Source organism: Clostridium omnivorum (assembly GCF_026012015.1).
Lineage (GTDB): Bacteria > Bacillota > Clostridia > Clostridiales > Clostridiaceae > Clostridium_AX > Clostridium_AX omnivorum.
Window position 1 is genome coordinate 2688981 of the sequence record NZ_BRXR01000001.1, and the last position, 13708, is coordinate 2702688.

Annotated in this window: 10 protein-coding genes and 1 other annotated feature; all 10 genes read left to right on the top strand. The window is 33.7% G+C overall.

Annotated features, from left to right (window positions below; all coding sequences use genetic code 11):
* Positions 1-24: 24 nt before the first annotated feature.
* Positions 25-939: an N-acetylmuramic acid 6-phosphate etherase gene (gene murQ, locus bsdE14_RS12740; protein WP_264850325.1), complete on the top strand. Its 915-nt coding sequence runs from the start codon at positions 25-27 to the stop codon at positions 937-939.
* A 300-nt stretch (positions 940-1239) separates the two neighbouring features.
* Complete coding sequence (locus tag bsdE14_RS12745; RefSeq protein WP_264850326.1) at positions 1240-2301, top strand: aldose epimerase family protein; 1062 nt, start codon at positions 1240-1242, stop codon at positions 2299-2301.
* Between the two features lie 149 nt (positions 2302-2450).
* Positions 2451-2867, top strand: coding sequence for a hypothetical protein (locus bsdE14_RS12750; protein WP_264850327.1), 417 nt, complete (start codon positions 2451-2453; stop codon positions 2865-2867).
* Between the two features lie 65 nt (positions 2868-2932).
* Positions 2933-3144, top strand: a binding site (T-box leader).
* Positions 3145-3316: 172 nt separating this feature from the next.
* Complete coding sequence (gene ileS / locus bsdE14_RS12755) at positions 3317-6421, top strand: isoleucine--tRNA ligase (protein ID WP_264850328.1); 3105 nt, start codon at positions 3317-3319, stop codon at positions 6419-6421.
* A 186-nt stretch (positions 6422-6607) separates the two neighbouring features.
* Positions 6608-7168 (top strand): helix-turn-helix domain-containing protein, encoded by a 561-nt coding sequence (locus tag bsdE14_RS12760; RefSeq protein ID WP_264850329.1) that lies wholly within the window; start codon positions 6608-6610, stop codon positions 7166-7168.
* 1 nt (position 7169) lies between these two features.
* The gene (eutH, locus tag bsdE14_RS12765; protein ID WP_264850330.1) at positions 7170-8297 is read left to right on the top strand and encodes an ethanolamine utilization protein EutH; all 1128 of its coding nucleotides are present in this window, start codon (positions 7170-7172) and stop codon (positions 8295-8297) included.
* Entirely contained in the window at positions 8287-10065 is a 1779-nt protein-coding gene (locus bsdE14_RS12770; protein WP_264850331.1) for an aminopeptidase P family protein, read from the top strand. The genes eutH and bsdE14_RS12770 overlap by 11 nt, the downstream gene beginning before the upstream one ends.
* 232 nt (positions 10066-10297) lie before the next feature.
* Entirely contained in the window at positions 10298-11065 is a 768-nt protein-coding gene (locus bsdE14_RS12775; protein WP_264850332.1) for a formate/nitrite transporter family protein, read from the top strand.
* Between the two features lie 353 nt (positions 11066-11418).
* Positions 11419-12951: a glutamate/gamma-aminobutyrate family transporter YjeM gene (gene yjeM, locus bsdE14_RS12780; protein ID WP_264850333.1), complete on the top strand. Its 1533-nt coding sequence runs from the start codon at positions 11419-11421 to the stop codon at positions 12949-12951.
* Positions 12952-13134: 183 nt separating this feature from the next.
* Entirely contained in the window at positions 13135-13695 is a 561-nt protein-coding gene (locus bsdE14_RS12785) for a GNAT family N-acetyltransferase (protein WP_264850334.1), read from the top strand.
* The last annotated feature ends 13 nt before the right edge of the window (positions 13696-13708 follow it).

The window sequence follows — 13708 nt, forward strand, 5'->3', positions numbered from 1 at the left end:
ACTCTTTTTTTGGAGTAGATTATTATGAAGATTGAAAGTTTGGAAAAATTAGTTACTGAAGGTAGAAACCCAGATACAATGAATATAGATAGCGTAAGCACTCTAGAAATGGTTGAAATGATGAATATGGAAGATAAGAAAGTTGCCTTGGTTGTAGAAAAAGCAAAGGTAAGCATAGCAAAAGCCATAGATGTGATAGCTGAAAGGCTAAAAAGAGGCGGCAGGCTTATATATATGGGCGCAGGTACTAGCGGAAGACTAGGAATCCTTGATGCTTCGGAGTGCCCTCCAACCTATGGAGTATCAGATGAATTAGTTCAAGGTATTATTGCTGGTGGATATACAGCTATATTCAAAGCTGTTGAAGGTGCAGAAGATGATGCAGAGCTTGGGAAAAAAGATTTAATAGAGAAAAATTTAAAAGAAAATGACGTAGTATGCGGTATAGCAGCATCTGGAAGGACACCTTATGTCATTGGAGCCATGAAGTACGCGAAGGAAGTAGGAGCTGCAGTAATAAGTGTGACTATGAATCCTGAAAGTGAAATGGCTAAGATATCAGAAGTACCTATTTCTGTTGTTGTAGGTCCAGAGGCTGTTATGGGGTCAACAAGAATGAAATCAGGAACGGCTCAAAAGATGGTTCTAAATATGCTGTCTACTGGAGCAATGATAAAACTAGGCAAGGTGTATGGAAATCTTATGGTAGATGTAAAAGCATCCAATGAAAAATTGTACACTAGAGCAAAGAGAATAGTTATGCTAGCTACTGATAAGTCTGAGGAAATTGTAAATAAGTATCTTGAGGAAACAGACTTTGATGTAAAATTAGCTATCCTTATGATTATAACAGGACTAAAAATAGAGGAAGCTAAAAAACTCCTATCAGAAAATGAAGGATATGTGCAAAAAGCTATTGATGCAGCAAATAATATATAGAGATATAGTTAAAAAGCTTTGATTTGAAATGATAATCAAAGTTTTTTATTTTTGTTAAACATTAGTTTTAATTGCAAGTATCTTTACATGGCGTAATTAAAATATTTCATAAATAAATTGGAAATTTTGTTAGAAAAGTTATGGAAAATTAGTTAGATAAAAGTATAATAGAGTTTAGATGAAAATATATCCAAAGTTAGAAAGAGGTAAAAGTCCTAAATGGACTTTTACGGGTAATCTGCCGATGGGAATCGGCATGAATAGATTACCCAGTGTTTCGAGTGAAAGGAGAAAATATCTATGAGCATAACAAAGAAATTTTTAGCAAATACAAAAAGTGGGCTTAAGGTAGAGAGCTATACTTTAAGTAATTCTAATGGGATGGAAGTGGATATACTTAACTTAGGAGGAATAGTATACTCCTTAAGGGTACCAGATCGTAATGGCAGAATAGATGATGTAGTGCTAGGATATGATGACATAGAAAGTTATTTAAAGCCAAGAGGGGCATACTTTGGAGCTATTGTAGGACGTCATGCTAACAGAATTGGGGATGCTTGCTTTGAACTTAATGGTATTGAGTATAAGCTGGCAAAAAATGATGGAGAAAATCAACTACATGGTGGTATAAAGGGCTTTGATAAGGTTATATGGCAGGCAAAAGTAATTGGTGGGGATAATGAAAAACTGCAGCTTTCATATTTAAGTAAGGACGGAGAAGAGGGGTTCCCAGGCAATCTAGAAGTAAAAGTAATCTATAGTGTTACAGAGGAGAATGAACTTAAAATAGAATATTATGCAGCAGCCGATAAGGATACTGTAGTAAATCTCACAAACCATTCTTATTTTAATTTAACTGGGCAAGCTTCAGGGGACATACTAAATCATAAGGTCATGATAAATGCAGATAAATTTACTGTGAATGATGATAAAGCTTTGCCTACTGGAGAAATCTTAGAAGTTCAGGGAACTCCAATGGATTTTACTAGCTTAACTGAAGTGGGTAAGAATATAAACAGTAATTATGACCAAATAGTTTTTGGCTCTGGTTATGATCATAACTGGGTGCTTAATACAAAAGGTGATATATCTAAAATGGCAGCAGAGGTTGTTGATGAGAAAAGTGGAAGAGTGTTAGAGGTTTACACCACAAAACCAGGTGTTCAACTTTATACAGGAAACTTCCTTCATGAAGCTGAAACAGGTAAAGGTGGAGTAAAATATGATAAGAGAAGTGGATTATGCCTTGAAACTCAATATTTTCCTAATGCCTTAAAACATAAAAACTTCCCTTCTCCAATACTTAAGGCAGGAGAACAATATAGACATGTTACAATATATAAATTTACTTTAGCAAAATAAATAATCGCAGCATAAACGCAACTTTTATATTTTCATACATATAAAGGTTGCGTTTATGCTTTAAAAACGTCATTTCATGCCTTTACTATTGAAATGTTTTTACCATGTTTTATAATTATAGTATATATATGGCTTGGATGGGGGATTTTATGAGAAAGAGATATTTTGTTATTGGGTGTATTTTAATTTTTATTGTGTCGTTAGTTACTGTACTGTGCATTCATGAAAGAGAGGCTCATAAGGATGTATGCAATCTTAAAGTTTACAAGGCTATCTTAGGGTGTAAAGTTCGGCCTGTAAAAGAGATGAAAATGAGGGTAGGAGAAAATGAATACTTAATACCTTTACCAAAATCAGCTGCAAGAGTTCAGGATGAAATATTTGTTACAAGGACAACAGATTTAGACGAATATTTTGATAAAACATTACCTGCCAGCGGATGGAAAAGATATGATAATTTTGGAGATGTCCATGTAATTAAGAATGATAATGGAAAAGATACTGTATTGTTTTTAGCAAAGCCTTATTCAAAGTCATATATGATGATAAATTATAAGAGTTTATAGAATTTAAACATAGAAATTCATTGACATTTTTCCCTATTTATAATAAAATTTAAACAATATAAAGTATAAAAGCTACGATGAGGAAAAGTACTTAGATTATGAACTTGCAGAGAGTGGGGATTGGTGGAAGCCCACAGGGAAGGTTTAAGGAAAATCACCTCTGAGCTGAAAGCTGAATATATAGTAAGCGTATCCGTAATCCTGCGTTAAAGGATAGAGTATGTTGGTACTTTAAATTGAACCATAGGTGGTTTTGCGAATTCACTTCGTCCTATTTGGGCGGAGTTTTTTTATTTTTTTCTATTGTAATCCACATAGCATGGCTCAGTGTATATCAGCATTATCAGAGTACTAGGGAAATAGTTTTTTCTTTGCTATGTTTAAGAAAAATTATACAATAAGTATTTATGTCAATAATTAAGATAAGCAATATGAAAGGAGATCAAATTATGTACAAAAAAGTTGATTCTTCTAAGGGCTTTGTAGATATGGAGAAAGATATACTAAAGCTTTGGGAAGAAAGAGATGTTATTAAAAAGAATTTTGATATGAATGAGGAAGGCGAGTACTTCACATTCTATGATGGACCTCCAACAGCTAATGGAAAGCCACATATAGGTCACGTTATAACAAGAGTTATGAAGGACCTTATACCAAGATACAAGGTAATGAAAGGATATAGAGTTTTAAGAAAAGCTGGCTGGGATACTCATGGACTTCCAGTAGAGCTTGAGGTTGAAAAATCACTTGGTATTTCAGGAAAACCTCAAATAGAAGAATATGGTGTAGAAGACTTTGTTAAGAAGTGTAAAGACAGCGTATTTACCTACGTTTCACAATGGAAAGATATGACTGAAAGAGTTGGATATTGGGTAGATATGGATGATCCATATGTAACTTATCATGACAACTATATAGAATCAGAATGGTGGGCATTAAAGAAAATATGGGAAAAAGGACTTATATACAAAGGTCATAAAATAGTACCATATTGCCCAAGATGTGGAACAGCTCTATCCTCTCATGAAGTTGCTCAAGGCTATAAGGATGTTAAGGATAGCTCCATATATGTTAAGTTTAAAGTTAAGGATCAAGATAAATATATACTAGTTTGGACAACTACTCCTTGGACACTTCCAAGTAATGTTGCACTAGCAGTAAATAAGAGCTATGACTATGTAGAAGTAGTTCATAAGGATGAACACCTAATACTTGCAGAATCATTACTCTCAAAGCTTGATGGAGAATATGAAGTAGTTAGCAAATTCAAGGGAGAAGAATTATTAGGCGTTGAGTATGAGCAAATGTTCAAATTTACAACACCTGATAAAAAGGCTTTTTATGTAATCCATGGAGACTTTGTTACATTAACAGATGGTACAGGTATAGTTCATATAGCTCCAGCCTTTGGTGAAGACGATAATCTAGTTGGAAAGAAGAATGATCTTCCTCTAATCAATTTAGTAGATGCTGAAGGTAAATTTGTAAGTGAAGCTGGAGAATGGGCAGGTATTTTTGTTAAAAAGGCTGATCCTAAGATTATTGAATTCTTAAAAGAAGCTAACATTCTTTATAAAACAGAAGGTTTTACACACTCCTATCCTTTCTGCTGGAGATGTGATACTCCGCTTTTATACTATCCAAGAGAATCCTGGTTTATAAAGATGTCAGCAATGAGAGACAATCTTCTTAAGAATAATAACAAGATAAATTGGCTTCCTGATAATGTTAGAACAGGAAGAATGGGTAACTTCCTTGAAAATGTTATAGACTGGGGTATAAGCAGAGAAAGATACTGGGGAACTCCACTTCCAATTTGGGAATGTGAATGTGGTCACAGAGAAATGATAGGCAGCAAGGAAGAATTAAGAGAAAAGGGAATAAATGTACCTGAAGAAATAGAACTTCATAAGCCATATATAGATAATGTAAAATTAGAATGTCCACATTGTCATAAAGAAATGACAAGGGTATCTGATGTTATAGACTGCTGGTTTGACTCAGGTTCAATGCCATTTGCTCAGCACCACTATCCATTTGAAAACAAGGAATTGTTTGAGCAAAATTTCCCAGCACAATTTATATCCGAAGCTGTAGATCAAACAAGAGGATGGTTCTATACACTGCTTGCTATATCTACAGTATTATTTGAGACAAATCCATTTGAGAATTGTGTTGTTCTAGGACACGTGCTAGATAAGAATGGATTAAAGATGTCTAAGCATAAGGGAAATGTATTAAGTCCATGGGTAGCACTAGACAACGAAGGTGCTGATGCTACAAGATGGTATTTCTATACAGCAAGTGCTCCATGGCTTCCATCAAGATTCTATGAAGAAGCAGTTATAGAAGCACAAAGAAAGTTCTTAAGCACTCTTTGGAATGTATATTCCTTCTATGTGCTTTATGCTGAAATAGACCAATTTGATCCTACTAAATATGAGGATTTTGTCAGCGGAAATGTGATGGATAAGTGGATAATGTCAAGACTTAATACATTAATTAAGACTGTTGATGAAAACCTAGCAAATTATAGAATTACTCAAGCTGCACTTTCTATAGAGGAATTTGTAGATGAGCTTTCAAATTGGTATGTAAGAAGAAATAGATCCAGATACTGGAGTGAAGAGCTTACAGATGATAAGATAGGAGCTTATGTTACTCTATATAGAGTATTAAAGAACTTATGCTTTGTAGCAGCTCCATTTGTACCATTTATAACAGAGGAAATATATCAAAATCTTGTAGTTGCATTAGATAGTAGTGCTCCAGAAAGCATACACCTATGCAGATGGCCACATGTTGATGAATCTTCTATAGATGTTGATTTAGAAAATGAAATGGATCTTGCTTACAAAGTTGTTAAACTTGGTAGAAGTGCTAGAAACTCTGCTAATATAAAGAACAGACAGCCGCTTTCAAAGATGCTTTTAAGCACAAAGGTGCTTCCAGAATACTATAGCGATATTATTAAGGAAGAACTTAATCTTAAGGAGGTTGAGCTTGGTTCTGATTTATCAAAGTATGTTAACTTTGAAATCAAGCCAAACCTTCCAGTACTAGGGAAGGCATTTGGTAAGCTTATACCTGGAATAAGAAAAGAATTAGGTACTATGAACCAAATGGAACTTGCTCAGAAGATACAAAACGGAGGCACTGTAGTTATTAATGTTCAAGGAACTGAAATAGAACTTAATAATGACAATCTTCTAGTTACAATGCAGGGACTTGAAGGTTATGCCTTTGCAGGAGAAGGTTCTATAGGAGTTGTTCTTGATACTCATATCACAGATGAGTTGAGAGAAGAAGGACATGTAAGAGAAATTATAAGCAAGATTCAAAACATGAGAAAAGAAAGCGGTTTTGAAGTTGCTGATAAGATAAATCTATATGTTTCAGGTAATGAAATGCTTGAAAAAGTAGTAGAAAAGTTTGAAAATCATATAATGAGAGAAACTCTTGCAGTAGAAGTTGTTTACAATGCTGAAAGAGACTACAATGAAGCTAACATTAATGGAGAAAAGTTTAATTTAGCTGTAGAAGTTGTAAGATAACAAAATTAAAAAAAGAGTATGGATTTATTCCATACTCTTTTTTGATTTTAAGAAGTTAGAAGTTCATAATTAAGATACTTGCGTTCATTTTCAAAAAAATACGAATTATTTTTTTAAAATACATTTATTTATACATGAAATATGTGTTAAAATATTCATGGATATGAAAATAAGGAGGGTGCTTTTATGGATATAGGCTCAAAAATTAAAGAATTGCGAACTAACAAAAATATGACTTTGAAAGACTTAAGTGAAAGCAGCGGATTATCTGTAGGATTTTTATCACAGCTTGAAAGAGGATTGACTACAATCGCCGTGGATTCATTAGAAATTTTAGCAGAGATATTAGAAGTACCATTGACCAATTTTTTCGATATCCCACATAGGAAGGATAAAGTTGTTCTAAGAAATTACGAAAGACAAGTGCTCAGCATAATGGATGGCGGATTTATATACTACAACCTAAGTACTGAGCTTGAAGATAAAAGCTTTCTACCAAAGCTTGTAGAAATACTTCCTCAAAAGGATGAAGAGGAAGTACAGCTTAATAGTCATACTGGAGAAGAGTTTATTTATATATTAGAAGGAATTTTGACCTTATATATTGGAAAAGAAAAATATGAACTCTACCCAGGAGATAGCGTTCATATGAATTCAAACATTACTCATAACTGGGCAAACCATACTAACAAAATCGTGAAGTTAATTGCTGTTAATTCTCCAAATTATTTTAAAGGTGTTAAGTAAGATGGATAAGGTAGTTATTTATATAATCGGAATATTTTTTTTAATAGGCGGAATAGATTATCTCCTAGGAAGCCCTATGAAATTGGGCAACAAGTTTGAAGAGGGCATGAAGACTATGGGAGCATTGGCTCTTGGTATCATAGGATTATATTCCCTGTCTCCTGCTCTTTTAAGCCTGTTAGAGCCAGCAGCAAAGGTATTTTCAAAGGTTACACATATAGACCCTTCTATACTGCCTGCTAGTATCTTTGCAGTAGATATGGGAGGTTATCAGTTATGCACTAATATAACCTTAAATAACAAAATAGGAATATTCTCTGCAGTTGTGATTGCATCTACTTTAGGTACAACAATAAGTTTTACTATTCCGGTGGCGTGCAGTCTTATACAAAAAGAAGATCAGGATTTTTTTGCAAAAGGCATCATGATTGGTATATCTACTATACCATTCGGCTGCTTAGCCGGGGGAATTTGGATGGGAATTAATTTTCTTCAGTTAGTTTGGACACTATTTCCTATATTTATTCTTTCAATTGTTTTGAGTATAGGACTTATTAAAATGCCTAACAGGGTTATAAATGGGTTTAGATATTTTGGTAAATTTATAATGATACTGAGTACTTTAGGCATAATGCTTCAAGGCATACATATTATATTTGGAATTAAGCTGGTACCAACTTTAGTACCCTTTGAGGATAATATGAAATTAGTAGGAAAGATTACCTTTATTTTAGCAGGAGCCTATCCTATGCTTGAGGTGCTAATAAGATTTTTGAAGAATTTCTTTAATAGAATTGCTAGGATACTAGGTGTAGATTCAATATCTATAGTTGCTCTTGTAGGAAATTTAGCTAGTAATCTTTTAGTGTTTGGAAATTTAAGCAGAATGAATTCTAAGGGTAAGGTTATTTGTACCTCAATGGGGGTAAGCTGTGCTTTTGTACTAGGAGGACAAATGGCTTATGTGGCTAGTGTGGAACCAAAGATGATAGGGGCTTATTTCGTAACCAAAATTGTTTCCGGAATACTTAGCTTATTTTTAGCATCAAGGCTATTTGAATATGAGTATAAAAAATCAACTCAATTAAGTGAAGTTAGTGTGATGGGAGGAGCTAGTTATGGTGATTAAGGAAAGGCTTATTAAACTAAGAGAGCTTATGAAAAATGAAGGCATTAGTGCTTATATTATACCAAGCACAGATGCACATCAAAGTGAGTATGTAGGCGAGTACTGGAAGTGCAGACAGTGGATTTCAGGTTTTACAGGTTCTGCAGGAACTGTGGTTGTTACTCTAGATAAAGCAGGACTTTGGACCGACGGCAGATATTTTATACAAGCAGAAAAGCAGCTTTTGGGAACAGGAATTGATTTGTTTAAAATGGGTGAATCCGGAGTACCTTCCTTTAGCGAATGGATTAGAGAAAATTTAAAGCCAGGGGAAAAGGTTGCCTTTGATGGAAAGGTTTTCTCAATGGCTGCAGCGGAGAAGTTAAAAGCTGAGCTGAGTTTAAAGAATATTGAAGTTATAATGAATTTAGATTTCATAGGTCAGATATGGAAAGACAGACCATCCATTCCAGAAGATAAAATTTTTATTCACCAGGTTAAGTACACTGGTAAGAGTAGAACAGATAAGTTTAATGAAGTAAGAAAAATAATGGCAGAAAAAGGTGCGAACTATTATCTACTAGCATCTTTAGATGATATATGCTGGCTATTTAATATAAGAGGCAGAGATATTCCAAGTAACCCTTATGTCACTTCTTATGCTGTGGTTGGAGAAGAAAAGTGCTACTTATTTGTGAATATGAAAAAGGTAGATGATAAAGCTCGCGAAGAACTTGAGAAGGATGGGGTTATACTAAAAGAATACAACGAAATTTTTAAGTTTCTAGAGCAGCTAGATAACGAAGCTTCAATAATATTTGATTCAAACAAGGTTAATGCCTATTTGTACAATAGTATTAATACGATGGTAAAAAAGATAGATGAATATAATTTAACTACCATGCTAAAAGCTGTTAAAAATGATGTTGAAGTTGAAAATATAAAAATGGCATATATAAAAGATGGAGTAGCATTAGTTAAGTTTTTTAAATGGCTTAAGGAGAATGTAGAAAAACAAACCATTACAGAAATTGATGCTGAAAACAAGGCCGAAGAATTTAGAATGCAGCAGGAGCTTTTCCTGGAACCAAGTTTTGCCACCATTGCTGGATACAAAGAACATGCTGCAATGATGCATTACAAAGCCAATAGTGAAACAACTTATGTACTAAAGCCTGAAGGATTTTTCCTCATTGACTCTGGAGCGCATTTTTTGAATGGAACTACTGACATTACCAGAACTGTATCCTTAGGAAAGCTCACAGAGGAAGAAAAAAGAGATTTTACACTTGTACTAAAATCAGTAATAGCACTTTCAACTGCTAAATTTTTAAATGGTGCTACAGGTTCAAATCTGGATGTTATAGCTAGAATCCCATTATGGAATTGTGGTTTAGATTATAAGTGCGGAACAGGACATGGTGTTGGATATTGCTCCAATGTACATGAAGAACCTCAAAGATTTAGTCAAGTTCCAAATACAATTAAGCTTATAAAAGGAATGACAATTACCATTGAGCCAGGAATTTATAAAGAGGGATTACATGGTATTAGAACTGAAAATACTGTACTTGTTGTAGAAGATGAAAAAACTGAATTTGGTCAATTTATGAGATTTGAAACGCTGTCCTTCATTCCTATCGACAGAAGGGCAATAGTAAAAGAAATGCTGACTATTGAAGAGGTTCAGTGGATAAATTGTTATCATAGAAAGGTATTTGAAGTCCTTTCCCCACATATTAATGAAGAAGAAGTGCAGTGGCTAGAAAGTGAAACTGCAGAAATATAGTCAAGTTAACTAATATTGCTCTATACTGAAGGTTTTTGGTATAGAGCTTTTTATTTTGTGAAAAATGAATGAGGGAAATATATAAATTCATATGTGTACATTTATCATTTTTAGAGGTAAAGTTGCGACTTTACCATACAAATAAACAGAAAATTATTAAAGTTACTGTTGGAGAAATTTTATGATATAATAGCAATGTTGTAAAACAATATAGTTCAGGGGGAAGGTATACATGTACAGTACAGATATTGAAAATGTAGCACATTATGCGGAGAAAAAGAGTGCTGCACTTAAGAAGAGCTCATCAAAGTACATTACTGCAGCTGCTTTGGCAGGAATGTATATAGGTATAGCTATAATATTTATTTATACAATTGGAGCATATTTGAATGCAGATCATTCACCAGCCACAAAGATTGTTATGGGAGCTTCCTTCGGAGTTGGACTTAGTCTTGTTATGGTTGCTGGTTCAGAATTGTTTACAGGAACAAATATGGTTATGACCATAGGCGCGCTGGAAAAGAAAGTAACTTGGCTGGATGCAATTAAGATATGGACCGCAAGCTTTTTCGGAAACTTTATAGGATCACTTATAGTTGCTGGAATATATGCTTTAACTGGTCTTACTCACGGAAAAGTTGGTGAGTTTATGGTTGAAATGGCAAGTGCTAAGATGAATGCAACTTCCTTACAATTGTTTACAAGGGCAATTTTGTGTAATATTTTAGTTTGCCTTGCTGTTTGGTGTTTCTATAAACTAAAAGATGATACTGCAAAATTAATTATGATATTTTGGTGTTTGTTTGCATTCATAAGTTCAGGTTATGAGCACAGTGTTGCTAATATGACTTTATTATCCTTAGCCTTGATGCTTCCACACGGTGCAGCAGTTTCTTTTGCAGGACTTGCTCATAATTTATTGATAGTTACGATAGGAAATCTTGCAGGTGGTGCAATTTTCCTTGCATTACCATATTGGTTTATTTCAAAAGAAAAATAGGAAATGAAAAAAGCAGAATCAATTGTAATGAATAGTTAAATAGAAGTTTAAATATGAAGCCTTGCCTTTAAATGCAAGGCTTTACCTATATTCCAAATAAATATAATTGACAGGTTAAATCACTCCATATATAATATGTATTGTGAATTATTTACTAAAGTTTTATTAGACTAAATATTAATGCGAATTTTCTTCATTGTATAGGGGGGCACCAATATAATGTCGAAAATATAGCAAGAAAAGATTCAGAAAATAAAAATTATGAAAAATATTGTTGCAAAAGCAGAATGTTTAGTTTATAATAAGCTTGTAAAACAAATTCATAAGGATTATTTATAAAGGGAGGAAAAAATATGTCATCTAATGTAAACGCTACCAAAAAGCTTACACTGGTATCATTAATACTAATGATCTTTACTTCAGTTTACGGATTTAATAATATCCCAAGATCCTTCTACAAAATGGGATACGCAGCTATTCCTTGGTATATAATATCTGGTATAGCATTCTTCGTACCATTCGCTCTTATGATGGCGGAATTCGGTGCTGCATTTAAAAATGAAAAGGGTGGAATTTACTCCTGGATGGAAAAATCCGTTGGACCAAGATTCGCTTTCATAGGAACATTCATGTGGTTTGCTTCCTATGTAATATGGATGGTTAACGTTTCATCCGGTATCTGGGTTCCAATATCAAATGCAATATTTGGTGCAGATACAACAAAAGACTGGGCTTTCCTTGGAATTCAAGGATTAACTGGACCAAAAACACTTGGTATTTTAGGTATTATATGGTTTATATTCGTAACATATATATCTACTAAGGGACTAGATAAAATTAAGAAGATAACTTCTGTAGGTGGTACAGCAGTAGTAATAGTTAACCTAGTTGTATGGTTAAGTGCTATAATATTAGTTATTGTAAATCATGGATTTGCTCAACCAATAGAAGGACTTAAATCCTTTACAACAACTCCAAATCCAAAATATGCTGGAAACATGCTGTCTGCACTAGCATTCGTTGTTTATGCATTATTCGCATACGGCGGTATAGAAGCTGTTGGTGGACTTGTTGACCAAACTGAAAATCCAGAAAAGACATTCCCTAAGGGAGTTATGATTGCAGCAGCAGTTATAGCAATTGGATATTCATTTGGAATACTATGCATAGGTGTATTCACTAACTGGTCAAACGTAATGTCAGTTAAGGGTGTTACTTTAGGAAATGCTTCCTATGTAGTTATGTCTAACTTAGGAGTTGCTTTTGGACAAGCATTTGGTGCAAGTCAAGCTACTTCAATTGCAATGGGTCATTGGGTTGCTAGATTCTTTGGACTTTCAATGTTCCTAGCTTTAACTGGTGCATTCTTCACATTAACTTATTCACCACTTAAACAATTAATAGATGGTACTCCAAAGCTATTATGGCCTGGAAAACTAGGAGAAACTAGAAAAGAAGACGGAATGCCAGTAAACGCTATGTGGATCCAATGTGCAATGGTTGTTGTTATGATAGCACTAGTTTCCTTCGGTGGAAACTCAATGGCTAAGTTCTGGGATATACTTGTTAACATGACTAACGTTGCAATGACTATACCATACATGTTCTTATCAATAGCATTTATAGCATTCAAGAAGAAAACATCTATTGAAAAGCCATTTGAAGTATATAAGAGTTACAGTTCTGCTTTAATATGGGGAGTAATTGTTACTTTAACAGTTGGATTTGCTAACTTCTTCTCAATAATAGAACCAGGTATAGAAGGAGATATGGCAACTACAATATGGCAAATAGTAGGACCTGTATTCTTTGGTCTAGTAGCTATATTAATGTTCAGCAGATATGAAAAATTATCAAAATCAAGCAGCACAGAAAAGAGTGCATAATTTATAAGATGCTTAATATAAAGCAGGGGTAATACCCTGCTTTTATTTTTGTTTGAATAATAATAATGAGCAATAAAAAACTTTATAATGTGTGATATATTAAGCAAAGAGACTTACTTGTTAATAATTGCTTATTAGTATATAATAATTGTGTAATGAATTATACTTTTAGAGAGGTAATTTATGATATCTACTAATCTATTAAAAGGAAAAAAAGTAAAACTTACTTCAATAAATGAAAAAGATATAAAGAGTATTACAAAGTGGTATAGCGATATAGATTTTTTGAGGTTTTTTGATACTGCTCCAGCACTGCCTAAGACAGAAGTGCAGTTAGGTCAATGGATAAAGTCAGTTCAGGACTCATATAATAGTGTTGCTTTTGCCATTAGACCAATAGAAGAAGAAGAAATTGTTGGGTATATAGAACTAGACAAAATATCATGGATTCATGGTGTAGCAACAGTTGGAATAGGCATTGGTACATCTGAACATAGGGGTAAGGGCTTCGCAAAGGAAGCGCTAAAGCTGCTTATGGAGTTAGCCTTTAATGAATTAAATCTTCACAGGCTTCAGCTAAATGTATTTAATTACAATGAAAGAGCAATAATGCTGTATGAAAGCCTTGGGTTTAAGAGAGAAGGTACTTATAGAGAATTTATACATAGAGACGGAAGAAGATGGGATATGTATCTTTATGGAATTTTAAGGGATGAATGGATTCTAAGTAAAGAAGAGTTTTAATTTCATCACGAAT